Raw genomic sequence first — 24,905 nt, 5'->3', positions numbered from 1 at the left:
TCCACGCCGCCGCCTCCGCCGCCCGCGGCGACGCCCGCGCCTCCGCCCGCCCCGCCGGTCACGGCTGTGCCCACCGCCTCGGCCTCGGCCGCCGCCCCCGCGCCGCCGGCCCCGCCTCCCGCGCCCGCGCCCGTGCTCAAGGCCGTCGACGTCTACGGCACGAAGAAGTTCGACGGCGCCTGGGTGCGGACGCGATTCGGCGAGACGTTTCAGCGCTGGTTCGACACGGAGGACGACGATCTGGCGAAGCGGCTGCGCAAGGAGATCGAGGACGGCATCCTCGCCGAGCACAAGGACATCGGCTGGGTCACGCTCTCGCCCGTCACCTATTACAACATGGGCGACGTGCCGCAGGGCTACGTGACGGTGGACGTGGTCGAGCGCAAGGACATGAAGAAGCGCCTCACGTTCGGCCCCGAGCCCAAGGGCGACTTCGAGGATCCGGCGGGCCTGCTCGCGGCGTGGAAGGAATACGAGTCCACGTTCTTCCGCATGATGCGCGAGAAACAAATCGGCCCCGAGCGCGTCGCTTGCCCCGCGTTCCACTGCATGGGCGGGTACGTGCACGAAAAGCTCGCGCCTTATGGCGAGAAGTTCGTGAAGGACGTGCCGCCGAACGAGGACAAACTGATCAAGATCCTGAAGGAGGACAAGGACCCGAAGGATCGCGCCGCCGCGGCGTTCCTGCTCGCCCACATCAAGGACGGCAAGAAGCTCGTCGGCCTGATGCTGCCGCTGCTCGACGATCCGGATTCGCTCGTCCGCAACAACGGAACACGCGTGCTCGTCAACATCGCCATGTTCCACCACGACGTCGCCGTGCCGCTCACGCCGGTGCTGAAGAATCTGAACGGCCCCACGATGAGCGACCGCAACAAGGCCGCCGCCGTGACCTGGGGCCTCGTCGATCGGCCGGACGGCGCGAAGCTCTACCCGCAGGTGATCAAGGAGGCTGGCCCCACGCTGATCACGCTGCTCGAGCTCGATCAGCCGAACAACCACGATTTCGCGTACAAGATCCTGAAGAAGGTGAGCGGAAAGGATTTCGGCGAGCGTGATTATGCGGCCTGGAGGAAGTGGCTCGCCTCGCCGCGCGGGTGATTCATCAAGATCGGGCGTGGCCGCGGCCGCGGGATCGCATGATCGCGTGCGTCACGCCCTGCTGCAGGCTGCTCAACGTCTTGATCCCGCGCATGTCGACGCCGAGCTCGATGAGCGTGCGCGCCGCCGCCGGCCGCACGCCCGTGAGCACGACCTCCGCGCCGAGCAGCGCCGCCGCCTGCGCCGCCTGCACGAGGCCCGTCGCGACCTCGGCGTCGACGTCCCGCAAGCCCGTGATGTCGAGGATCGCGACCTCGGCCTGATGCACGCCCACGCCGTCGAGCAACGTCTCCAGCACGAGCGCGGCGCGCCCCGCGTCGATGGCCCCGACGAGCGGCATGAGCACGACCCCGCTCGCGATCGGCAAGAGCGGCGTCGACAGCGCCCGCAGCGCCGCGTGTTGCGCGTCGATGATCTTCTGCGCGAACTCGGCCCGCTCCTCCTCGGCGCGCTTGCGCACGGTGATGTCGAGCGCGATCCCGCAGACCGCGTACGGCGTCCCGCTCGCATCGGCGAGCGGGAACTTCGAGGCCATGTAGACGTGAATGCCGTCCTTGCCCGGGATGGTCTCCTCGCTATCGAGCGATCGCCCCGCCGCGAGCGCCGCGAGGTCGTTGTCGCGGTTTTGCTGGACGACCTCGGGCGGAAGGAAATCCCTGTCGAACCGGCCGAGGACCCACCCGCGATCGAAGCCGAAGAGCTCGTCGTACTGGCGGTTCACGAAGGTGTAGCGGCCCTCGACGTCCTTGACGAAGACGACGATCGGCGCGTTGTCGAGGATGGCCTGGATCTCGGCCCGGCTCCGTTCGAGCCGCTCGCGGTTCTTCCGGTGCTCGGTGACGTCGTAGCCGCTCGCGACGATGGCCACGGCTCGGCCCTCGCCGTCGACCACGCGATCGACGTTCCATTCGACGAGCCGGATCGACCCATCGCGCGCGAGGACCGGGTTCTCGTAGCTCCGCGTGGGCTCGCCGGCGAGCACCTTGCGCATGTCGGCCCGGATGGACGCGTGGACCTCGGGCGGCAGGAACATCTCGAAGTAATCCTTGCCGATCGCCTCGGCCCGAGGACAACCATAAACACGCTCGGCTTCGCCATTCCAGTCGGAAATGCGGCCGTCCTCGTCGACGATGACGATGACGTTGCCGATCGCGCCGACCAGGCTGCGAAAACGCGCCGCGCCGTCCCGGCATCGCGCCTCGGCGACCTTGGCGTAGTGCCGGCCGATGGCCTCGGCGGCCGCGTCGAAACACGAAGAGAGGCGGAGCGTCCCCTCGGCCGCGCCGGCCACCTCGGGCAGGGCGCGGAGCGAGACGCCGAGCCCATGCTGCCGGAAGAGCGTGACCGCGCGAACGACCTCCTCGGCCGCGGCGCCGCACCTCGCGAGATCCACGAAATGGGTCACGAGCTCCCCGGTGTCGGCCTCGCCGGCGAGCACACGAATCACGCTGCCGAAGACCCTCGCGACCCACCCTGCGACCTCGGCGGGCCCGGCCTTCCCGAGGAACGGGATCTCTGCGGCGGCGTCCGTCGAGATCGCGGCGCAGAGCTCGCGCTCCTGGCTCGAAAGGAACGAGAGGTACGCGCTTTCCGTGCGATCGCTCATGGTGAATGGCGCTCCAGGAAACGAGGCAACCAAACTCCCCCGGGCCCGTCAACTGCCAAACGCCCGCTCATGCGGGGTCCAGGCGGGCGCGAGGGATGATAGCGTCACCTCCATGACCAGCATGCCCATGGCGCCTTCGGCACCTCTCGAACCGTCGCGCACCCGCGGCTCTTCGGGCCTGGTCGAGTTTCTCCTCGTGGGAGGCGTGACGCCGCTCCTGTTCCCGCTTTCCTTTCTGCTGCGGCGCGCCTTCGGGCTCGACCCCGCGGAATATGCGGTCGGCTTCCTCATGTTCCACGCGGCGTTCGTCATCAACGACCCGCACTTCGCGGTCACGTACCTCCTGTTTTACAAGGACGCGAAGGCGCGCGCGTTCGGCGGCGCCTTTCGCGGGGCTCTGCGCGTTCGATACCTCGTTGCGGGCTTCGTGGTCCCGCTGATCCTCGGCGGCCTCGCCCTCGTGGGGCTCGCGACGAAGTCCGCGTTCACACTGAGCCTGCTCGCACGTCTGATGTTTTTGCTGGTGGGCTGGCACTACGTGAAGCAAGGGTTCGGCGTCTTCACCGTGCTCGCGGCGCGGCGCGGCGTTCGTTTCGCCCCGCGCGAGCGGCTCGTGGTCCTCGCGCACTGCTTTTCCGGCTGGGCCTACGCCTGGGCGAGCCCCGCCGATCCGGGCCGCGAGGTCGAGGAAAAAGGCGTCGTCTACACGACCCTCGCGCACCCGGCCTGGCTCGAGCACCTCACGCACGTGGTGTTCTTATCGACACTGCTCCCGCTCGCGTGGGTCCTTTTCCAGAAGTGGCGGCGTGAGGGCCGCCTGCCGATTCTGACCCCGCTCACCGCGCTGCTTTGCAGCATCTGGTCGTGGTCGATCTACTCCAGCAGCGATCCGCTCGTGCGGTATGTCATTCCGGCGCTGCACTCGGTGCAATACCTGTACTTCGTCTGGCTGATGAAGGGGAACGAGGCGCGGGAGCGCGAGGGCCCGCCCTGGTTCGAGCGTTCGGCGCGGACGCGACTCGGCATCCTCGCGGTTTCGGCGATCGGCCTCGGCTGGCTCCTGTTCCACGGCGCGCCCACGGCGCTCGACGAGGCGCTCGCGCCGCGCGGGCGGGCGGCGCTCGAGGACTTCGGGCCCACGCCGTATTTCGCGGCGCTCTACGCGTTCGTGAACATCCACCACTACTTCATGGACACCGTCATCTGGCGTCGCGAGAACCCGGAGACGCGGTACTTGCAACAGCCGGCCCTCGGCGATGAGCGGCGCGCGTCCTGACCGAGCGCCGCAAAGGCTCGCGCGAGCCGGGGCCCTCGCCGCCCTGCTCCTCGCGGCGTGGCCCTCCCAGGGCGACCTCGCCCCGGTCCGGATCGTCTACACCGCCCCGGCGCGTTGCCCCGGCGCCGAGGAATTTCTCGCAGCCGTGCGGGCCGAGGTGCCGGATCTGCGCGTGGCGAAGGACGGGGAGGTCGCGCGGACGCTGACGGCGAGCCTGTTCGAGGAAAATGGCGGGAGGTTACGCGGGGAGCTCCGGATCGAGGTGCCGGGCGGGGAAAGCTCGCTGCGAGAGGTATCGGGCGAGAGCTGCGAGGAGGTGATGGGGGCGCTGTCCCTGGTGACGGCGCTGGCGATCGAGGGAGGGCTGAACCAGCCGCTGGACCCGCCAACGCCGCCACCGCCGCCGCCACCACCGCCGCCGCCACCGCCGCCGCCACCACCACCACCGCCGCCACCGCCGCCGCCGCCGCCACCACCGCCGCGGGCCGCGCACCACGTCCAGGTTGGCGTCCAGGGAGCCGTCTTCCGCGCTCTCGCCCCCGATCCCGCCTGGGGCCTCGTCCTCTTCGCCGAGCGGGCTTCCTGGGGCCACGCAGGCCTCGCGCCGGCCTTCCGCCTCGGCCTGGCCGTCGCCCAGAGCCCCACCACCGAGACCGACGGCGGCGCCGCCCGCTTCCGCTGGCTCGCCGCGCGCCTCTCCGGGTGCCCGCTTGCCTGGAACGTGGGACCCCTCACCGCACGCCCCTGCGCCGGCCTCGACCTCGGCGCGCTCCAGGGCCAGGGCCTCTCCATCGTCAACCCCCAGGAGGCCACCCGGCCCTGGCTCGCCCTGACGGCCTCGGGCCGCCTCCAGGCGCGGCCCCTGCCGTACCTCTCGCTGGAGGCCGAGGCTGGGCTCGTCGTGCCGCTCGTCCGCGAGATCTTCGGCTTCGAGGACCCCCGGCGCATCATCCACGCGACGCCCGCCCTCGGGGGCTTCGGCGCGATCGGCGCGGGGTGGGTCTTCTGGTGAACCAGGTCACGGGCAGGGCGTGTGTCGTTTTCGTGATCGAAACACGGCGCGCGTGACATCGGGGGGAGATGACGACCGTGGGGACCACGCAAGACGGCGGCGAGGGGGTCGATTGGTCCCTGTCGTCGCCGCTCTCGGTCGCCCCGGCCCCAGGCGAGGCCACCGCGCGCTTCCGGGCGATCCGTGACGAGCATTTCGAGTTCGTCTGGCGCTCGGTGCGCCGCCTCGGCGTGCCGGACGCCGATGTGGACGACGCTGCGCAGCAGGTCTTCATCGTGCTCAGCCGGAGGCTCGACGAGATCGCCGCCGGCAGCGAGCGGGCCTTCCTGTTCGGGACGGCGATGCGCGTGGCCATGCAGGTGCGCCGGACGATGCGGCGGCGGAGCGAGGTCTCGCTCTCGGAGGACGCGGCCGCCGCGGGGCAGCTCGAGCCGCCGGACACGGGGCCCGATGCCGAGGAGCTGCTCGCGCAGCGGCGGGCCCGGGCGATGCTGGACGAGGTGCTGGAGACGCTGCCGCTCGACGTGCGCGCGGTCTTCGTTTTGTTCGAGCTCGAAGAGATGAGGGTCCCGGAGATCGCGAGCCTGCTCGGGATCCCGCTCGGGACGGCGGCTTCCCGCCTGCGCCGCGGCCGCGAGCTTTTCCAGGCAGAGCTCTCGCGGCTTTCGGCGCGCAAGAAACGGAGCATTCGATGACGGATCCCGAGCGACTCGTCGATGGAGACGACCTCGGGGCCGAGCTCTTGCGCTCGGCCCGCACGCTCGACGACAAGCGCGCCCGCGAGCGGAAAGCCGCGCTGATCGGCGCCGCGGCCACGCTCGGGGCCGTCGCGGCGACGAAGGCCGCCTCGGCCGGGACGACGAAGAGCGTTCTGCAAGGCGCCTTCGCAAAATGGTTGGTGATCACGATCGGCGCTTCCGCGATCGGAATCGGAATCGCGGTCGGCGCGGCCGAAGGTGGGGGCGAGGTCGCCGTGGGCGCGAATCGATTCGCCCCCGCGCTCCTTCCGCGTCCGTTCGAGGTCCCCGCGGAGTCTCCCGCCAAGACGCCTCCCGAAGCCGAGACGATCGCCGAGGCGAAACGCCCGCCCTCCGAAATCGCCCCCGCGGAGCCGTCGCCTTCGTCCAGGGGAAAACGCGCACCCGCGGCCCCCGCTCCGAGCGCTTCGACCGACCGTGCCGCGCGCCTCGCCGCAGAGCTCCGGGCCCTCCGCGTCGCGCGGGAGGCGCTCGCGTCCGGCGACGGCCCCCGCGCCCTCGTCGCGCTCGACGATTACGCCGCGCGTTTCCCCCGCGGCCACCTCGCGCTCGAGGCCGAGGTCCTGCGCATCGAAGCGCTCTCCCGCGCCGGCGACGCCTCGGCCGCCGACCGCGCCCGCCGCTTCCTCGAAGCGCATCCTCAGAGCCCGTACGCCGAGCGGCTTCGCCCCCTCGCCGGCAGCACGTCGATTCCGTGATCGATTCGGACCTCCCCGGCCATCGGTAGCGTCGGCCCTCTTCACACCCTGGCGTAGGAGACCCCCATGCACAATCGATTGGCGCTTTCCACCTTGTCGCTCTCGCTTGCGTCTCTGCTCGCGCTCGCCGCGTGCGGCGGCACCGTCTCCGCGGGCGGCGGCGACGACGGCGACGGCGGCACCGGCGCGGCCCCCGATCCCGACACCTCGAGCAGCAGCACCGGCACCCCGGGCACGGGCGGCACGGGCGGCACGGGTGGCGCAGGTGGTACAGGTGGTACGGGCGGTACAGGCGGCTCGGGCGGCGGCACGGGCGGCGCGGGTGGCGTGCCGGTCGACGATTTCGGGCCCCCGCAGTGCGACGACAACCTCGCCCTCGACGACGCGGATCCGTACAACGCGGCCAAGGCGATCGAGATCTGCAAGACCGCGGAAGGCCCCAACGGCTGGGGCCTCATCGAGGCCAAGTGGGCCCTGCCCGACGGCTCGGCCATCCCCTCGGGCTACGAGGCGAACTACGCCCTCGGCCACGGCATCTACGACACGTTCGGCCCCAACGTGCCCCCGCGCAAAGGCGACCGCATCCTCGCGCTCTCCAGCGGCGCCGCTCGCCGCCCGGCCGATCCCGGCTACAGCAGCCCGAACGGCGGCTTCGCCAAGGGGTACTCGCACGCCGCGCCGGACGGCTTCCCCAAGCCCTCGCCGGCCTGCCCCGGGGTCATCACGGGCCAGCCCTACGACGGCGTCGCGCTCGAGGTCACGCTCCGCGCCCCGAACAGCGCGCACGGCTTCGCCTTCGACTTCAGCTACTACACCGCCGAGTTCCCGGCCTGGACCTGCACCACCTTCAATGACGCCTTCGTCGCCTTGCTCTCGCCGACGCCCGCGGGGCAGAGCGACGGCAACATCTCCTTCGACAGCTTGGGCAACATCATCAGCGTAAACAACGTCTTCCTCGACGTCTGCAACCAGCCCACCTGCTCGCTCGGCGCGGGCCAGCTCTCGGGCACCGGCTACGAGGACAACGGCGCCACCGGCTGGCTCACCACCAGCGCGCCCATCAACGGCGGCGACGTCTTCACCTTGCGCTTCGCCACCTACGACAACGGCGACGCGATCCTGGACAGCGCCACCCTCGTCGACCACTTCCGCTGGACCACGCAGCCGAACAGCGTCGTAGGCACGTCCCGCCCGATGGAGTGATCCTCTCGCGCATGCGCCGCATCCGCTCTGCCCTGCTCTCCCTCCTGCCGACGCTCGCCGTCCTCCTCGTCGCTTGCGGCAAATTCGTGTCGCTCGGCGGCGGCGACGGCGGCAGCGGGGGAGCGGGCGGCGGCCCGGATCCGGGCGATTCTGCCAGCAGCAGCAGCAGCGATTCCGTGACCACGAGCTCCACGACCGGCATCGGCGGCGGGAGCGGAAGCGGCGGGCAGGGCGGCGGGAGCGGAAGCGGCGGCGACCTGCCGGACGGCGGGAGCGGCGGGAGCGGCGGGAGCGGCGGCGGCGGGACCTCTCCGTGTGACGACGACCTCGCGCTCGACGACGCGGATCCCTTCCATGCCGCGCGGGCCATCGAGATATGCACGCTCGCCGAAGGTCCGGACGGCGCGGGCTTGCTGGATGCCCGCTGGGTGCTGCCCGACGGCGCCTCCATTCCCTCGGGATACGACCTGCAATATGCGTTCGGCCATGGCATCTTCGACGGCTTCGGCCCGAACGTGCTCCCGCGCGCTGGAAAACGAATGCTCGCGCTCTCCAGCGGCGCCGCTCGCCGCCCCGGCGAGAACGGCTACCAGGCGCCGAACACCGGGTACGGCAAGAACTACGCGCACGCGGCTCCGCCCGGGTTTCCCAAGCCCTCGCCGGCGTGCCCTGGCGTCATCACCGGCCAGCCCTATGACGGCGTGGCCCTCGAGGTGACATTACGCGCGCCCATCGGCACCGTCGGGTTCGCGTTCGCATCCAATTATTACACCGCCGAATTCCCGGCCTGGACCTGCTCGTCCTTCAATGACGCCTTCGTCGCGCTCCTCTCGCCGACGCCGCCCGGTCAAACCGACGGCAACATCGTCTTCGACGGCCAGGGCAACGTCATCAGCGTGAACAACGTCTTTCTGGAGGTCTGCACCTGCCAGAGCGGCCCGCCGTGCAGCGTCGGCAACCTGGTTTATCCTTGCAGCCTCGGCGTGAGCGCGCTCGCGGGCACCGGATACGATACGGGGCAGGGAAGTGGCGCAACGGGCTGGCTCACCACCACCGCGCCGATGCAGGGTGGCAAGACCTTCACCCTTCGTTTCGCCGTCTACGACTCCGGCGACGCCATCCTCGACAGCGCCACGCTCGTCGACCATTTTCGATGGATCAGCACGGGCGAGCCCGTCGTCCAGACGTACCGGCCCGTGCCTCCCTGATCCGTCTCCTGCTTACTCCTGGCCTTCGAAATCCTCCGTGAGCCCGACGTCCTCCTCGAGCCCGACGTCTCCTTCCTCGAGGCCGAGCGCCTGCGACGCGATGCCCTCCTCGATCCCGAGATCTCCCTGGAAACCGGTCTCCTCGTGGACTCCGCGCGCCGCCTGGGCTTCGCCCGCGCCCGCGAATCCGCGCGCCGCCTGGGCTCCGGCTCCGCCTGCCGCCGAGAATCCGCGCGTCGCCTGGGCTCCGGCTCCGCCTGCCGCCGAGAATCCGCGCGGCGCCTGGGCTCCGCCCGCCGCCGAGTATCCGCGCGGCGCCTGGGCTCCGCCCGCCATCTTCGTCGGGACTTGCGGCGCGCGCCCCGCCTTCGACGGGCCGAACAGCCCGCCCGGCGTCCCCGCCGACGCCACGCTCGCCACCATCAGAATCGCCATTCCGATCACCATTCCGAAATTACGACGCTTGCTCATGGATGCCTCCTCGTATCGACGCTCGCGGCGCGAACACCTCGCGTCCGAGCGTCGGTGCGCCCTAGAGCAACACATATGCCCGAGGCATCCGACACCGTGCGATACGCGGCGTCCGCGCCACCGCCGCGTCCTGCCGGGCCGTACGTCGATTCCCAGGCCACGCGTACTTCCTCGAAACGGAACCGAAAAATCGGACATGATGGGCGGCTCCCATTCCGATCGAACAACCCCGCCGAGCGTCGCGTTTCGTATGGAATACGAGGCGCTTTCGCGGGCGCCGTCCGTCGTGGTACCGTCTCGGGCGTGAAGGGCGACACGGAGCGCAACGAGATCCTGAGTCGCGAGGACGCGCCGACGAAGGTCGAGCTGCCGCGCAGCGTGAGGCCGAGCACGCCGCCGCCTCCCTCCGCGGGCTCGGCCGGCGCCACGATTGCCGGCCGGTATCGCCTCGAACGAAAGCTCGGCGTGGGCGGCATGGGCGAGGTGTTCCTCGCCCGCGACGCGTGGAAAAACATCCGCGTGGCGGTGAAGATCCTGCACCGCCGCATGGCAGACAACCTCACGGTCGTGAACCGCTTCCGCCGCGAGGCGCGCATCATGCGCGAGCTCTCGAGCCCCCACGCCGCCGTCATATACGATTTCGGACAAACCGACGACGGCGCGCTCTACCTCGTCATGGAGTACCTCGAGGGCGAGACCCTCGGCGGCCTGCTCGAGCGTGAAGCGCCGCTCGCCCCCGCGCGCGTCACCAGGATCGCGCTCGACCTCCTCGACGTCCTCGCGGACGCGCATCGCCGCGGCGTCGTCCACCGCGACATCAAGCCCCAGAACGTCTTCCTCGCGCGCGCCCCGGGCAAGGACGGCGAGCCCGTGGTCAAGCTCCTCGATTTCGGCATCGCCAAGCTCGAGGATCACGAATCCACCGAGCTCACCGAGACCGGCGCCATCTGGGGCACGCCGCGCTACATGAGCCCGGAGCAGGCCCTGGGAAAACCCATCGATCGCCGCAGCGATCTGTATTCGCTCGGGGCCATGATGTACCGCGCGCTCACGGGCGAACCGCCGTTCGAGGGGGGCAGCGTGGCCGAGCTCTCGTATGCGCTCACGCACAAGGCGCCGTCATCACCCGAGAAGCGCCGCCCGGATCTCGACATTCCCATCGAGCTCGGCCGCATCGTCATGCGCGCGCTCGAAAAGGATCCGAACGCGCGGTATTCGACGGCCGCCGAGATGGCCGACGATTTGCGCGCGCTCCAGAGCGAGCCTGCGCCTCTGCCCGCGGTCGTGTCGGGCCGGGCCACGGCCCTCGTCGTGCGCGGCTGGATCCTCGCGACCCTTTTGTTTTCGCTCATCGCGCTGGCCGAATTTCCCCGGATCGCGCAATCGACGTTCCCCGGATTCACCGTGGAGGCGGGCCTGCTCGCCTCGGCCGTCATCGAACCGACCTGGCCCGGGATCCAGCGAGGCATCGAGCCCTACGACGCCGTCCTCGCCGTCGACGGTACGCCCGTCCATCGCGGCAGGGACGTCCACGAATACGTGCATCGGCTCGCGCCGGGCACGCCGGTCAAGTACACCCTCCGCCGCGACGATCGCACGTTCGACGTCGAGGTGCCGGTCACCCCGTTCGGCTGGGCCTCGCTGCTCAAGCAATACTCCTCGGGCCTCATCGCCGCGATCTTGTTCCTGCTCGTCGGCGGCGTCGCCGGCTGGAAACGGCCCACCTTGCGCCCCGTCCAGGCGCTCGTGGCATTCACCAGCGCCATCGGCCTCTTCCTCATCGCTTCCGTCGATTTCGACCTCGTCGACAGCGCCTTTTCCTGGCTCTATTACCTCGGCTGCTCGGCGGCCGGCGCGTCCGAGGTCCACCTCGCGCTCGCGTTCTCGGGCATCGGCGGCGCTACACGGAAACGCCCGTGGCTGCTCTGGATCCCTTATCTGCCGGCGCTCGCCTTGCTCGTCACGTGGAGGACCGCCGGCGCCGATCCTGCCATTGGCGATGCTTGCACCCGGGCCGGCATCGGCATGATGCTCCTCGGGCTCCTCGCGCTGCTCGGCTCCTTCCTGTACATGCGCCTGCGGGGCCGGACGCTCTCCGCGCGGCAATCGGCGCGCTTCATGTTGTGGGCCGCGGGCCTCTCCGTCCTGCCGTGCATCGCCCTGCAGCTCTTGCCGATCAGCCTCGGCCTCCACACCGCCTCCGTGGCCAGCTTGAGCTGGCTCGCGATGCTCCCCGTGGCGGGCTTTCCTGCGGCCTTCGCGCATCAGATCCAGCGCCGGCAGATGTTCGACGTCGACGTCGCGCTCCGCGAGGTCTCGCGCGTCCTCGCCATGGTCGTCGTCCTCGGCGCCGTCTTCGCCGCGGCCGCGTTCGCCTTCGGCGGCCTCGCGTATGCCATCGCCGGCCCCGAGGGCATGTATCTCGGCCTCGGCGCCGTCGCGGGCGTCACGGCGGTCGTGGCGGCGTCCGAGCCCGTCGCGCTCCGCCTTCGCCGCCTCGCTTCGCGCCGCGCCGACGTCGACGCGGCCACCGTGCTCGACGAATTGGCCGGCGCCGTGGCCAATGCCGCGTCCGAGGACGAGGTCGTCACGCTGCTCGTCGATACCATCCGGCGCTGCTTCTCCCCGCGCACGACGCGCCTGCTCGAGCGCGGCGACGGCGGCATTTACTGGGCCCGTGTCCCCGGCGCGCCGCCGTCTCAATCCATGGCCGGTCCACGCTCCGGCACCGGTCCACGCTCGCTCCTCGGGCCCCGCATGGACACGGAGGGCGATTTCAGCGGCGCGACCCGCGAGCCCGCGAATGGCACGCCCGCGGACGAGATTCGCCGGCGCATCACGCGTCTCGGCCATTTCGACGCCCATGCCTTCCTCGTCCTGCCGCTCGACGGCGCCGAGGGCGCGGCCGGGGCCGCGGCGGCGCCTGCGTCCGTGGTCGTCGTGGGCGCGCGCTCCGACGGCAAAGCGTATTCGTCGTACGACGCCGCGCTCGTCGCGGGCCTCTTGCGCATCGCGGCGCTCCGCTTGCACGCGCTCGGCGAGCGCGCGGACGCCGAGAAACGTTTGCTTCTCGAACGATGTTTCGGCCCCGAGCGCGGCGAGGCGGGCGCGCCGGGGGCCGAGCTCGTCGGGGGCGTGCCTGCGCGTGGCCTCGCCACGGCGCTCGTCCTTCGTTTGTCGGGGCTCGACATGGCCGCGGACCGCTTGCCGCCGCGTCGCTTCAAGGTCCTCGTCGACGAGCTCTCCGAGGCCGCTGCGACCGCGGCGTTCTCGATGGCGGGCACGATGCACGCCTCGCGCGGGGACGAGATGCTCTTCGCGTTCGGCGCGCTCGGCGAGGATCGCAGCGCGGTCGAGCTCGCCTCGATTCACGCCGCGCTCCTTCAAATCGAGCAAACCGCCGAGATTGCGGCCCGGCACGGGGCGCCGTTCGTCCGCGCCCGCGCCGGCGTTTCGCGTGGCCTCTTGACGGTGGGCACCTTCGGCGCGCCTTTTCATTCGCATTGCATGATCCTCGGCGCGGCGGTCCAGGAGGCCACCGAGCTCGCGAGCGCGGCGCGGGACGGGGAGGTCCTCGTCGACGACGACGTCGCGCAGGCGGCCGAGGTGGCCGAGGCGATGACGATCGACCCGCTGCCGGCGCACCGCGGGATCCCGGCGTCGCGCGTCTCGCGGCGCGAGGGCTGACGCGGCGTCCGCCACGAACCGCGCCGGGCCGCCCGCCTATCCTCGATGTTCCGCCTGCCGAGCTCGTTTCGACGAGGGCCGCGCCGCGTGGACTTGCCGCGCGTCCTTCTTAGAATGGCAGCGCGACGAGAGCCAAAGGCGCGCGCCGCGGGTGGAGGACGTCATGCAAAACGGATCGAACGGAGAGAACGAAAAGGCGACGGGGGTCGTGACGTTGTCTCTCGACCCGGGCCGATCGTACGACGACTACGCGGCCGCCCGGGCCCAGGGCCCCGTGGTCGCCGTCTCGTTCGAGGACGGGGGAAGCGAGGGCGACGCCGTCGCGCTCGAAGCCTTTCTCACGCGCGAGCACCTCTTCGTGTCGCATTACGACGAGGTGCTGTCCGCCCTGGTCGACTGCCGCTTCTCCTCGGATCGACGCACGGCAATGACCCCGGAGCAACGCGAGAAATTGCCCCCCGTCATCGAGGAATTGCGTCTGCTCGCGGAGAGCCTTCTCACCAAGGATCCCCCGGACCACACGCGCCTGCGCAAGCTGATCCAGCCGAGCTTCTCGCCCCGCGTCATGGACGTGATGCGCCCGCGCATCCAGAAGCTCGCGGACGACCTGCTCGACGCCGTCGAGCGCGCCGCGGAGGCCCGCGGAGAGCGCGCGCCCGATCGCCGCATGGACCTCATCTCGGCCTTCGCTTACCCGCTCCCGGTCACGGTCATCTCGGACATGCTCGGCATTCCCCGGGAAGATCGCCCGCAGGTCAAGCAATGGACGGAGAACCTGCTCCGCGCCGACCGTCGCCGCGCCGGAGGGCTCGACGAGGAGACGGCCGCCAAGCTGCGTCAGTTCACCTCGTATCTGCGGGATCTCTTCGTCCTCAAGCGGCAGCGGCCCGCGGAAGACATGATCTCCCAGCTTTTGCGAGCCGAGGAGGAAGGCGACAAATTGAGCGAGGACGAGGTCCTGTCGACGGTCTTCATCCTGTACCTCGCCGGCCACGTGACCACCGTGAACCTGATCGGAAACGGCGCCTTCGCGCTGCTCCAGCATCCGGCGGAGCTCGCGAAATTGAAGTCCAATCCGTGCCTCGCGAAGGGCGTCGTCGAGGAGACGCTGCGTTACTGGGGGCCCGTCGATTTCGTCGCCGCGCGTATCGCAAAAGAGAACATGGACCTCGGCGGAGTCCACATTCCGAAAGGCGAGCCCGTCATGGTCGGCCTCGCCGCCGCGAACCGCGACCCGGCCCGCTTCCAGAACCCCGATACCTACGACATCACGCGCGAGGGCGCCGAGCGGCACGTCGCCTTCGGCAAGGGCATTCACCTCTGCGTGGGCGCGCCGCTGGCGCGGGTGGAAGGGCAAATCGCCTTCGAAACGCTGTTCCGCAGGTTTTCCGAGATGCGCATCGCCGTGCCGCCCGACGAGGTCCGCTGGAACAAATCGTTCCTGCGGGGTCTCTCGGAGCTGCCGGTGCTGTTCTAGCCGGGAAACCTCAGCCCGGTCGATTGCGCATGAAGTCGGCGACGTCGGCCAGGCGGCCGAGGAGGAACGCGCGAAGGTCCGGCGCGACGCCGACCTCGTCCATGGCCGTCGTCATGGCCCGCATCCAGGCATCTCGCATCGCAATGTCGACGGGCACGCGCGCGTGGCGCATGCGGAGCCGCGGATGGCCGTTTTGTGCGATGTAGTCCTGCGGCCCGCCGAGCCAGCCGATCAGGAAGAGCGCGAAGCGGTCGCGGCTGCGGCGGGAGACGCGGCCCTCCTCGTCGAGCTCGTGGAGCTTGGCGAGGGCGGGCTCGTCGCGGTCCATCGCGTCGTAAAAATGTTCGCAGAGGGTCCGGACGGCGGTTTCGCCGCCCAGGCGATCGAACGGGGTCGGTTGGGTATCGGGCATCGGGGGGGCTGATGTAGCACGCGGGAGAGGGAGCGGGAGCGGGCGGCGGAGGGGCTCGTCCGGATCGGGCGCGGAGGGCTCTATGGACCTGTTCCCGCACATCGGCGATACTCCGCCGCATGCGTATTCCCCTCCCGCTCCTCGCCGTGGCGCTCGCGTCGTGCATTCCCGCGTGCGGTTCTTCGTCTTCGCCGCCCACACCGGCCGACCCGGAGCTTCCTGGCCCGGCCGAATGGAATCGCGACGTCGTCGAGCCTTCGGATGCGGAAGCCAAGACGGCGCGCGAGAGCTGCGCTTACCGCGCGGGCGCGTTGCCTGCCGAGACACAAGGGGAGAGCCATCCTGTCGGCGCGGAGATCCCGATCGATCACATCGTCATCGCGATGATGGAAAACCGCTCCTTCGATCACTACCTCCAGAAGATCGGCGACGTCGGGATCGACGCCGACGTGGCGCCCGACGGCTTCACGAACCTCGACCCGGAGGGCAACCCGATCGCGCCGTTCCCGCTCGAGCAACACTGCTTCGTCGACACCGCGCATAGCTGGAGCTCCATCAAGCAGCAGATCGCCGGCGGCGCGATGAGCGGCTTCGTCACCTCGAACGAGGGACAACACGAGCTGCCCATGAACGGCGATCTCAGCATGCTGCTCGGAAAACGCGCGATGGGGTATTACACCGAGGCGGATCTGCCGCTCGTGTACTGGCTCGCGAAAAACTTTGCGATCGGCGATCGGTACTTCGCGTCGGCGCCCACGGCGACCTGGCCCAACCGCATGTTCATGCAGGCCGCGACCTCGTTCGGGCTGAAGTCGAACGATTTTCCGCAGGGCGTGGAGACGACGCTGCTCGATTACCTGAACAAGCGGCAGATCTCGTGGCGCGTTTATTATGAGAACACGCCCACCTTCGCCATGTTCATCGAGCGGTATCTCGAGCTCCGGCAGGAGGAGAACCGCTTCGTGCCGATGAGCCAGTTCTTCACGGATGCGGCGGAGGGCAAGCTGCCGCAGGTCGCGTTCATCGATCCCGACGGTACGAGCGGCGGGCAGATGGACCACACCGACGAGCACCCGCCGACGCCGGCGACGCTCGGGCAGAACTGGCTCGCCAACGCGATCGCTGCGCTCGTGGCGAGCCCGCACTGGAGCCGCTCGGCGATGTTCATCAATTACGACGAGCACGGCGGGCTTTATGACCACGTGCCGCCGCCGAAGGCCTGCGCTCCCGATGATCGTGCGCTCGACGAGACCGATCGCGCCATCTTCGAGTCGTACGGCGTCCGTGTTCCGTTTTTCGTCGTCTCGCCGTACGCGAAGAAGGGCTACGTGAGCCACGACGTCTACGATCACACCTCGGTCGTTCGATTCATCGAGGCGCGCTTCCAGATCCCGGCGCTCAGCCATCGCGACGCGAATGCGCTCGCGCCGTGGGACGTGTTCGATTTTACGTCGGCCCCGGCGAAGGAGCTCCCGGACGTGCCGAACGTGCCCGTGGACGAGGCCATCATGAGCGAATGCAGGGCGCTCTGGGGCGAATAACGCGCAGGGTCCCGCCGCGCGCTTCGTCTCCGCGCCGGTGACGGGCTCATGGGCTGGCTCCGATGTTGCACCGAGGCGTCCGGACACACCCGGGCCGCGCCATCCTGTGCCGGGCTGGGCCCTCGGAACGGAGCTTGACATGAACCAGACGAAGCGCATCGGACTGCTTGCAGCCCTTTTCCTCGCGGCCGTCGCCCCGGCCTGCGGACACACGGTGGACGCAGGCTCGGGAGAGACGGGCGGCGGCGGCACGGGTGGCACAGGGGGGACGAACGACGGCGGCGGGTGCCAGGATCCCGCGTCCTGCACGCCGAGCTGTCCGCAAGTCAGCTTTGGGCTCGAGGGCAGCCCCTGCCCGGTCGAGGGCCAGGTATGCAGCGAGCGCGACGAATGCGGCTACGGCCCCGAGGCGGAGTGCTTGGACGGGGAGTGGTGGATCACCTATTACGATCCCGCCGGCGCCCCGTGCTGCGGCGCGGACTGCGCGCCGGAGCCCTGCCCGGACGAGGCGCCCGTGAACGGGAGCGCGTGCGACGTCAACTACTCGGGGTGCCAGTACCTCGATCCGATCTGCGGCGATCTGAGCATCGAGGCGTCGTGCAATGGCTCGACGTGGTACGTCAGCAACAACAACTGCCCGCTGAATTGCCCGGCCACGCTGCCGGTCGCCGGCACGCCCTGTTTTGGTGGATGTTGCTCGACGGGCACCTGTGCGTACCTCGACGCGAACGGCTGCCCGGCCACCATGCTCTGCATGGACGGCGTGTGGGTCGTGAACTCCGAGTCGTGCACGCCGAGCTCGGCATGCGCGACCCTGGACATGAGCCAGTGCGGGAGCACCGAGGGTTGTCGATGGCTGGAATGGATGCCCCTCGACAAGTGCGGCCAGCTTCAGGAGGGTGGTTTCCCGAAGGGCTGTTATCCGGTGGAGGACTGCGCCTCGGACGCGGATTGCAACGGCGGCACGTGCACGGCCGTCGAGGTCGACCCGTGCCCCGCCGGCGACTGCAACACCTGCGCGGACCATGCGCAGATCTGCGTGCCCTGAGCCGGAGACATCGGCCGCCCGCCGACCGAAAACGGCGGGCAGAGCGCCGACCCGGGGTCACCGCGACGTGAGACCGCGGCGGGAGAGCGGGAACGACGGCTTGCGGCGTCGTGGAGCGGAGAACCCGAGCGGAGAAGCGGATTCACAGCGCTGTGGATCGGCGTCTCCAGGTCGGGATCGACGATCCACAGCGCCGTGGAACCCGGGGGGAGATGGGGTCCGGGCGGGTCACAGCCGTGGGAGGTCGATGCGGGAGGTCAGGAAAGCCGCGTCACCGCGCGGTGGAGGTCGGAAGGCGAGCGGGGAAGGCGAGGTCACGGGCGTGTGGGTCACGCGGGCAGGGGGCGGAGACGATCCCACGGAGCCGTAGGTCCACGGAAGCGGAGCCGACGCGGTTTTTGTGTGCCGGAGCTGCACGGGGCGGCTGGGGACGCGTGACGCGGTATCACAGGTCCGAGACCTATCCCTGCGATATTCCGCCGCCACTCATCGAACCCGACGGCACGTTCCCACACCCGCCCGTGCATCCGGATTTTGTAGCGACCGCGAAGAAAGTTGCCCCGCGCGGCGTTCTTCCGTCATGTCGCTCTCGATGCCCCTCCGCGCCGCCTCCTCGCTCGCCTTGACGCTGTCTGCTCTGCTCTTCGCGGGCGCGACCGGGGCGGGCTCGCCGGCGCCCAAGGTCGAGCGCGTCGACATCGATGGCCCATGCGGGCAGAGCGTCATACCCGTCTGGGGCGTCGACGTCATTCGCTGGACCCCCGACCGCGGGCCGCCGGCCAGGTTCGTGGCCGATACTTACCTCGCGGAGGGGCCGGATGTGTTCATCGCGCTCGGGGTCGCGCAGGGCGCCTTTTGGGCCATCGAGGGGGTGACTCCCAACGACGCTTGCGACGATTGCGCGCTCGTCGATCTGGTCGCCACGTCGCTCGTCGACGGCAACCGGCGCGTTTTTCACGTTCTTACCGAAAAAGATCGCGACGCGCTCGTCGGCGGGGCGCAGGCAGACGTGCATGCCCGTGTCCTCGGACGGCTCTTTCAGCTCGCGAACGGGCCTTGGCCCGCTGCAGAGTTGAAGCACGATTACAGCCTGCGTTTGCCCGAGCGGAGCCCGGAGGGCCTCGTCAAGCAATATCAAGGGTGGCTCGTCGAGGTGAAGAAGGCAAAACAATGGGGGCTGCGCTTCGGCCTGAAAGTCGAAACCGTCGCGTGCTGGTGCACCTACGCATGGGAGACAAAGAAGCTTTCTCCCTGAGAGAGGAGAGATTGGGGCTTCGCCCCAAACCCCACCAGGGGCTGTCCGCCCCTGGACCCGGACCAGCGTGACGCTGGACCCATGATGAATCGACCGCGATGCGGTCGATCCAAAAAGCCCGTGGTTTTTGAGCACAGCTACCTAGGGCGGGCCGCCGGCTCCGGCCCGAGGCCCGTTCACCGAGTGATCGACCTCGATGAGCCTCGATTATTACTTCCACGTCGAGACACGCCGCTCCGGTGACTGGACCGTGCCCGAGGGCTTTCCGTGTTCTCCGTACCGGTCCGAGCCGCTCGGGGAGTTCACCTGGCTGCGCGGCCGATCCCGCTGCGCGCGGCTCTTTTTTGGCCCCTCGGCCATCTTCCCATTCAAGCCGGGCCCTCCGGAGAGCCGCGCCCGGTCGGCGTTCTTCCGGTACCTCGGCCCGGGCTATGATTTCGAGGAGAACGAGTGGCAGATCTGCTGGATCCCGTATCCCGATTTGATGGTCGACCTCTGGGACGAGATGCAGCTCGTCCTGCGATGTGACGTCGGGAGCCGCGACGCGGCGCTTTTCGGCGATGGCCGGCAGCCGTTCCCCTTGGCGGCGCTCCGGGCGCGTGGCCACGACGACTTTCGCATCGACCTCCTTCAGGAGGGCGAGATCGTTGCCGAGCCGATCGACCGCACGCACGGAAAAGCTCGATTCGAGATCGAATCCGCCGCGCCGGAGGTGCGTGCCGCCGTGACCTTCGTCGCGTCCGTGAGCGAATACCTGCGCGAAAGCCGCACGGAGGCGTTCCGGGGCCTGCGCGCGTACGGCGCGGATGACGAGCTGCGCGTCGTCTCCATGTATTGTTGACGCCCCTCGGCCCCACCGATACACAGAAGCCGATGCCCGAGGTGTTTCCGCTGCCCACGCTGATCACCCGCATGGAGGGCCAGATCGAGCACATCCTCCCGTGCGGCGACGTCGTCCTCGTCCACACGAACGGCCGGCGGCATTCCGTCACCGTGCACGAACGCAAGAGCGGCCGCCTCCTGCGGGAACTCGTGAGCGTGAGCCCCATCGGCCCCTTTGACCGGCAGATCGCGCTCGCCCCCGACGGGCGCTCCGTCTTTTGCACGTTCTTCGACGACCGGATCGTGCAGATCGACATCGAATCCGGCGAGACCTTGCGCTCCGCGCCTTTCCCCACGGACGGCGCGTTGGTCCGGTCGGGCGATTGGCTCGCCGTCTCGCCGCGCGGCGATGTCGTGTACGTCGCCGTCTGGGGCGACATTTTCACGTGGGATCTCGGGACGAACGAGCTTGGGCAAACGCCCTTCCGGGCGTTGCTCGGCACGAACGGAATGGCCTGCGCGCCCGACGGCGGGACGGTCTGGGTCAACAGCAATGAATTGAACCGGTTCGAGCTCGGGACGGCCGCCGGGACGGACATTCGTCACGACCGCGAGGGCGCCCAAGGCCTCGTGTTGCTCGCCGCCGCGGATTGCGTCGCGGTCGGGAGCTTCGACGGAATCGTGGAATTCTGGTCGACGAGCGCGCCCCCGCGCCGGACGGCGACGACACGCATCGGGCCCGAGCCGCACCATCGCGTCTGCATGACGTCCCTCCGGGGCGGCACGTTGCTCGCGGCAAGCTCGGTCGACCAGCGCGTGAACATCCTCGCGCCGTCGGATCCCCATCCGCGAAAGCGCCTCGGAGGAATCTTTTCCGAGATCGAGTGCCTCGGCTCGGACGATGCGGATTCGCTCTGGGTCGGCGATACGCACGGCGGCCTGTGGCGCTACGATCTCGCGGAGGAGCCGCTCGGCGCGCCGCCGCCGTCGCCGAAAGGGAAAACGAAGGCGCCGAAGTTCCCCATGACGAACCATTTCTGGCCCGGACCGGCAGAGACGTCCATGGTCCGGACTGCGCCGGGGCGCACGTTCTCCGTCGGAGGTTTTCGTGGCTCGCCCCCGCTCGACCGCGATCTCTGCGCGTGGGAGCGAGAGCGCGAAGACGCGACCGCCCATCGATGGTTCGCGCGGCGGAAAATCGGCTATGAGCTCGCCGTGGTCGCCGGTCGGTTCGTGGTGCTCGACGACGGCGGGAGCAACCTGCTCGCGGTCGACGGGGCGACCCTCGCGACCGTGGCGAAGCTGCACCACAAGGGCGTGCAGGGCACGGCCGCGAATCGAGCGGGAGACCGGCTCATCACGACGGGCGGGACCGAAATCAAGGTATGGAGCACGGAGACGTGGGAGGTCGTCGCGTCGCGGCAGAACCCCGAGGTCCCGCAGCGCGCATTGCAGTGGCTCGACGACGGGCGCGTGCTCTTCCTCGATAAAAACGACGCGTTCGGCTTCTTGTCGGCGGACGATTTGAAGCGGCAGGCCACGCGCAAGCTCGCGCATGTGCAATCCGTCGTGTCGGATCCCGCTGGCGCGTTCGTCGCGTGTGCCACGGGCACGCAGGTGCATGTCTGGAACGTCGCATCCGGCGAGATCGTCGCGCTCCCGGCCGGTACGTCGAGCCCCGTGTTCCTCGACGGGGGCCTGCTCGGCGTCGTCGAGAGACACGGCGCGTGGGTCGCCTCGTTCCGCATGGATGGAACCCTCGTGCGCCGCGTGGAGCTCGGGCCGACGGCACTCCGGGGCCAGCGCTCGACCGAGGCGCGGATGTGGGGCCAGGGCAGCCGTGTCGCCGTGGTTTGCCAGGACGTTGTGTTCATCGCGTCGGCGCGGGCCGAGCTCGACGTCCTCGACATGCGAACGGGCGAGACCGTCGCCTCGCGTATCGTCGTGCAGGGAATCGGCTCGCTCGTCTTCGACGGCGCGGACATCGCCTACCTGACGGGCGGAGGGCGCGCGGAATGGCTCGCCTCGCGGGATGCCCCTCCTTGACGATCGGCATGGCCTCGTGTTGTCCTCGATCCGCCATGAAGATCGTGTTCCTGGACTTCGACGGCGTGATGAACCACTACCTCATGCTCCTCAACGAGGACCGTGATGTGCGGAGGCAATTCAGCCCCCCGGCCGTCGAGCGGCTCAACACGATCGTGAAGCGCACCGGCGCGAGGGTCGTCGTCAGCTCGAGCTGGCGCGAATGGAACTCCGTCGACAAGCTGCGGACGCTGCTCGCCGAGGAAGGATTCGAGGGCGAGGTCCTCGATCACACGCCCATCCTGCACCCGAGGACGATGCGCATGCCCGACCCAAACCCCGGCTACACGCGGTGCATGGAAATCATGCAATGGCTCGACGCCCGGCCCGAGCGGCCCGAGAGTTTCGTCGCCCTCGACGACCTCGAACTCGAGCTGCTCGCCGCCTATCACGTGAAGACGGATTCGAGCACCGGGCTACTCGACGAGCACGTGACGATGGCCGTCGACGTTCTGGGAGAATCCCCCTGAGAGGGTGTTTCAGAGCGTAGCGCCGGGGTTTCACCCCGGACCCGACGAGGGGCTGTCCGCCCCTCGACCCGGACCAGCGCAAGCGCTGGACCTTTGATGCATCGACCGCGATGCGGTCGATGCACAGGCGCATGGGGTTTTACGCGCGACGCCTTCTAAGCCGCCTTCCGCTCGCGCTGCTCCATTTGCATGAGCCCTTCCGGGGAGAGTTCGGCCGATAGCATTCCGCGCTCGTGCATTTCGTGGATCATTTTTTCGAGGCGCGCCTCGTCGAACCGGACGCCGAGCGCCTCGGCCGCGTGCGCGAGGAGCTTGCGCTCCCGGATCGAGGCGCGTGCGTCGACGGCCGCGCCGATTTCGAGCGCATGATAAAAAGGCGCCCGCGCCGGGGCGGGCACCTCGCCGAGCCGCATGTACCAGCCGATCGGATCCGCGAGCCGCTCGTCGAGGCCGACCGACGATTCGGCCTCGCAGCCGCGCAGGAACGTGAAGAGCAGCGCCGTCTCCTCCGGCAGGAGCCGGCCGTCGGCCGCGAAGAGGAACCACAGGCCCTCGAAGAGACGATCTTTCGCGGGCACGAGGCGTTCGTCCGAGAGGACGCGGTCGAACGCGGCGCGATACCGAACGTACCGGAGCACGGTCCGGCCGAGCTTGCGCGTGGCCCGGTAATTCGTGACGGACGAGGCCACGATGCCGACGAACGGGACGAGGCCACGGACCAGGCTCTGGCCGAAGAGGCGCGCGGCAAGGCCCTGCGCGGCGCCTTCGACGTCGGTGCGGGCGAGGCGCGCGAGATCGGTGCCCGGGCGATCCTGCTCTTCCGGCGCTTGCTCGGCGCCCTGCACGAGCTTGAAGATCGCCCACACGTCGGCCGGGTCGTTCGCGTCGAAGCGCAGGCCGACGCAGCCCGCGAGGCGGCAGGCCGTGTACGTGTGCGTCACGAGGCGGAGCGCGGCGTCGAGCGCGGCGCTGAGCGTGGCCGCCGGGACGGCAACGAGCGCGCCGACACCTTGCGTGCCCGCCGTGAACAAGGCGCCGCCCGTGGCGACGAGACCAACGCCGCCGCCGGCGAGCGCGGAGAACGTCGCGCCGCCCCGGATGATCGATTTGCCGCAGCCCGCTTCCGTGGCGGCCGTCGCGGCGGGGCCCGCTTCCCCCGCGGATTCGTTGTACCGGCGAATCGTAATCGAGACGAGCCGCAAGAGGAGCGCATCCGCCCAGCCGATCTCGGCCGACCGTTCGAGCGGGAAGGGGATCGCAGCAGTCGCGCCGGACGGGGCTTGTGTGGTCATGGTGCGAGAGGCCGTTCAAAAAACGTTCCCGTCCGAGCCCGTCGCGCATGCCCGGACGCCACACGTTCACGAGAATCGGAGCGGCAGCTCCACCGGCCCACGCACGACGAGCGCCCGGGTATACCGGATCGCCCCGACGCCGAGCTCCACCCCTCGAAATCGCCGCGTGAGGACCTCCAGCGCGATCCGCGCCTCCATCCGCGCGAGGAGCGCGCCGATGCAGAAATGAATCCCGTGCCCGAACGCAAGACCGCCTTGCGAGCCACGCTCGATGTCGAACCGATCCGGATCCACGAACCGATGCTCGTCCCGGTTGGCCGATGCCACGAGCGCGAGGACGAGCGACCCCTTCGGGATCGTCACCCCCGCGAGCGTCACGTCCGCCGCGGCGATCCGCGGCAGCGAATGGCCGGGCCCGTCGTACCGGAGCATTTCTTCGACGAAAGGGGCGGCGAGCGCGGGGGATGCGCGCAGCCGATCCCAGAGATCCGGGCGCTTCGCGAACAGGATCATCGAGTTCCCCAGCAAGTTCGTCGTGGTCTCCAGCCCGGCGAGCAGGAGCAGCATCAGAAAATCGATGATCTCCTGCTCCGTGAGGGATTGCCCGTCCATCTCGGCGTGGAGCAGAGCGCTCACCGTGTCGTCCGCCGGCTCTCGCCGTCGCGCGGCCACGACGTCGCGCAGGTACCCGGAGAGCGCGTTGATCGTCGTCCGCACCGCGACGACGTGCTCTTCGCTGAGGGGCTCGGGTGCGATCGAGACGATGTCGTTGGCCCAGCGCTTGAAATGCACGTGCAGCGAGGAATCGAGGCCCAGGATCTCGCCGATCACGAGCGCCGGCAGCGGCGTCGCGAACGCCTGGACGAAATCGACCTCGCCTCCGAATGTCTCCGCGAGCTCCTCGGCGCGGCGCTCGACCTTCGGGGCGAGGCGGCTCGTCGTGCTCGCGCCGAACGCTCGGGAGACGAGGCCCCGGAGCCGTGTGTGCATCGGCGGATCGAGCGCGAGCATCGAATGGCCGATCGGGTTGTACCCGGTCCACGGGGGCTCGAACACCGCCTTGAAGCCCTGCGAGGAGAAGAGCGCCGGGTTCTTCAGCACGAAGAGGACATCGTCCCAGCGGCTCACGGCCCACATGCCGCCGGGATCGACCTGGCACACGGGGGAAGATCGCCGCATCGCGGCGTAGTGCGGATACGGATCGGCCCGAACCGAAGGGGAGAGGAGATCGAGACGTTCTTCTTTCACGGCGTGCCTCCCCGGTCCGCGCGCGCGGACCACGTGGCCCCTTCGAGCACACCGCGCGCCAGCCCGATCTCCCTGCCACGCACGCGGGCGCTGCGGCGCGGGAAGCGGGCGGCCGCTCGTCCCGGGGGACGAGGCGCCCGAGCCGTCCCCGGTCATCCCGCTCTCCCCGAGCGAAAAATTCCTGCTCGTCTCGAATGCCATTGCCGGCGCTGCACCAGAGGAGCCCAGCACGGAC

20 protein-coding genes are annotated in these 24,905 nt (G+C 69.6%); 15 read left to right on the top strand and 5 right to left on the bottom strand.

From position 1 onward, the window contains the following. Positions 1 to 1,101: HEAT repeat domain-containing protein (locus QHF84_RS48615; RefSeq protein WP_281320498.1), on the top strand; the 1,101-nt coding region annotated here is incomplete at its 5' end. 4 nt (positions 1,102 to 1,105) lie between these two features. On the opposite strand, the gene QHF84_RS48610 is transcribed toward QHF84_RS48615, so the two are convergent. Then, the gene (locus tag QHF84_RS48610; RefSeq protein ID WP_281320497.1) at positions 1,106 to 2,707 is read right to left on the bottom strand and encodes a PAS domain-containing protein; all 1,602 of its coding nucleotides are present in this window, start codon (positions 2,705 to 2,707) and stop codon (positions 1,106 to 1,108) included. A 112-nt stretch (positions 2,708 to 2,819) separates the two neighbouring features. Between QHF84_RS48610 and QHF84_RS48605 the strand changes: the two genes are divergently transcribed. From QHF84_RS48605 to QHF84_RS48580, 6 genes are all read left to right on the top strand, one after another. Further along, positions 2,820 to 3,983 (top strand): hypothetical protein, encoded by a 1,164-nt coding sequence (locus QHF84_RS48605; protein ID WP_281320496.1) that lies wholly within the window; start codon positions 2,820 to 2,822, stop codon positions 3,981 to 3,983. Beyond that, positions 3,964 to 4,995: a hypothetical protein gene (locus QHF84_RS48600; RefSeq protein ID WP_281320495.1), complete on the top strand. Its 1,032-nt coding sequence runs from the start codon at positions 3,964 to 3,966 to the stop codon at positions 4,993 to 4,995. Before QHF84_RS48605 ends, QHF84_RS48600 begins: the two co-directional genes overlap by 20 nt. 77 nt (positions 4,996 to 5,072) lie before the next feature. Next, complete coding sequence (locus QHF84_RS48595; RefSeq protein ID WP_281320494.1) at positions 5,073 to 5,690, top strand: sigma-70 family RNA polymerase sigma factor; 618 nt, start codon at positions 5,073 to 5,075, stop codon at positions 5,688 to 5,690. Further along, positions 5,687 to 6,451, top strand: coding sequence for a hypothetical protein (locus tag QHF84_RS48590; protein WP_281320493.1), 765 nt, complete (start codon positions 5,687 to 5,689; stop codon positions 6,449 to 6,451). Before QHF84_RS48595 ends, QHF84_RS48590 begins: the two co-directional genes overlap by 4 nt. Positions 6,452 to 6,517: 66 nt before the next feature. Further along, positions 6,518 to 7,654, top strand: coding sequence for a choice-of-anchor L domain-containing protein (locus QHF84_RS48585; protein ID WP_281320492.1), 1,137 nt, complete (start codon positions 6,518 to 6,520; stop codon positions 7,652 to 7,654). An 11-nt stretch (positions 7,655 to 7,665) separates the two neighbouring features. Continuing rightward, a complete protein-coding gene (locus tag QHF84_RS48580; RefSeq protein WP_281320491.1) occupies positions 7,666 to 8,862 on the top strand; it encodes a choice-of-anchor L domain-containing protein in 1,197 nt (398 codons plus the stop codon). A gap of 12 nt (positions 8,863 to 8,874) precedes the next feature. Here the strand turns inward: QHF84_RS48580 and QHF84_RS48575 are convergent, their stop codons facing one another. After that, entirely contained in the window at positions 8,875 to 9,333 is a 459-nt protein-coding gene (locus tag QHF84_RS48575) for a hypothetical protein (protein ID WP_281320490.1), read from the bottom strand. A 303-nt stretch (positions 9,334 to 9,636) separates the two neighbouring features. Here QHF84_RS48575 and QHF84_RS48570 point away from each other — a divergent pair, with 303 nt between their 5' ends. Continuing rightward, entirely contained in the window at positions 9,637 to 13,020 is a 3,384-nt protein-coding gene (locus tag QHF84_RS48570) for a protein kinase (RefSeq protein WP_281320489.1), read from the top strand. A gap of 163 nt (positions 13,021 to 13,183) precedes the next feature. After that, a complete protein-coding gene (locus tag QHF84_RS48565; protein WP_281320488.1) occupies positions 13,184 to 14,497 on the top strand; it encodes a cytochrome P450 in 1,314 nt (437 codons plus the stop codon). Positions 14,498 to 14,507: 10 nt separating this feature from the next. Here QHF84_RS48565 and QHF84_RS48560 read toward each other — a convergent pair whose 3' ends face one another. After that, positions 14,508 to 14,909: a group II truncated hemoglobin gene (locus tag QHF84_RS48560; protein WP_281320487.1), complete on the bottom strand. Its 402-nt coding sequence runs from the start codon at positions 14,907 to 14,909 to the stop codon at positions 14,508 to 14,510. Positions 14,910 to 15,028: 119 nt separating this feature from the next. Between QHF84_RS48560 and QHF84_RS48555 the strand changes: the two genes are divergently transcribed. From QHF84_RS48555 to QHF84_RS48530, 6 genes are all read left to right on the top strand, one after another. Next, on the top strand, positions 15,029 to 16,450 hold the full coding sequence (locus QHF84_RS48555; protein ID WP_281320486.1) for an alkaline phosphatase family protein: 1,422 nt from the start codon (positions 15,029 to 15,031) through the stop codon (positions 16,448 to 16,450). 139 nt (positions 16,451 to 16,589) lie between these two features. Next, positions 16,590 to 17,498 carry a hypothetical protein gene (locus QHF84_RS48550; RefSeq protein WP_281320485.1) on the top strand — a complete coding sequence of 303 codons (909 nt, stop codon included), beginning with the start codon at positions 16,590 to 16,592 and terminating at the stop codon, positions 17,496 to 17,498. 580 nt (positions 17,499 to 18,078) lie between these two features. Further along, on the top strand, positions 18,079 to 18,753 hold the full coding sequence (locus QHF84_RS48545; protein WP_281320484.1) for a hypothetical protein: 675 nt from the start codon (positions 18,079 to 18,081) through the stop codon (positions 18,751 to 18,753). A 196-nt stretch (positions 18,754 to 18,949) separates the two neighbouring features. Next, positions 18,950 to 19,594 (top strand): hypothetical protein, encoded by a 645-nt coding sequence (locus QHF84_RS48540; protein WP_281320483.1) that lies wholly within the window; start codon positions 18,950 to 18,952, stop codon positions 19,592 to 19,594. 32 nt (positions 19,595 to 19,626) lie between these two features. Further along, the gene (locus tag QHF84_RS48535; RefSeq protein ID WP_281320482.1) at positions 19,627 to 21,621 is read left to right on the top strand and encodes a WD40 repeat domain-containing protein; all 1,995 of its coding nucleotides are present in this window, start codon (positions 19,627 to 19,629) and stop codon (positions 21,619 to 21,621) included. A gap of 35 nt (positions 21,622 to 21,656) precedes the next feature. Further along, positions 21,657 to 22,130, top strand: coding sequence for an HAD domain-containing protein (locus QHF84_RS48530; protein WP_281320481.1), 474 nt, complete (start codon positions 21,657 to 21,659; stop codon positions 22,128 to 22,130). Positions 22,131 to 22,285: 155 nt separating this feature from the next. Here QHF84_RS48530 and QHF84_RS48525 read toward each other — a convergent pair whose 3' ends face one another. Next, complete coding sequence (locus tag QHF84_RS48525) at positions 22,286 to 23,422, bottom strand: hypothetical protein (RefSeq protein WP_281320480.1); 1,137 nt, start codon at positions 23,420 to 23,422, stop codon at positions 22,286 to 22,288. 66 nt (positions 23,423 to 23,488) lie between these two features. Next, entirely contained in the window at positions 23,489 to 24,670 is a 1,182-nt protein-coding gene (locus tag QHF84_RS48520; RefSeq protein ID WP_281320479.1) for a cytochrome P450, read from the bottom strand. Positions 24,671 to 24,905: the final 235 nt, after the last annotated feature.

It is taken from the genome of Polyangium sp. y55x31 (assembly GCF_029946505.1).
Taxonomy (GTDB): domain Bacteria; phylum Myxococcota_A; class Polyangia; order Polyangiales; family Polyangiaceae; genus Polyangium.
This window is presented reverse-complemented; position numbering and strand designations above follow the sequence as displayed.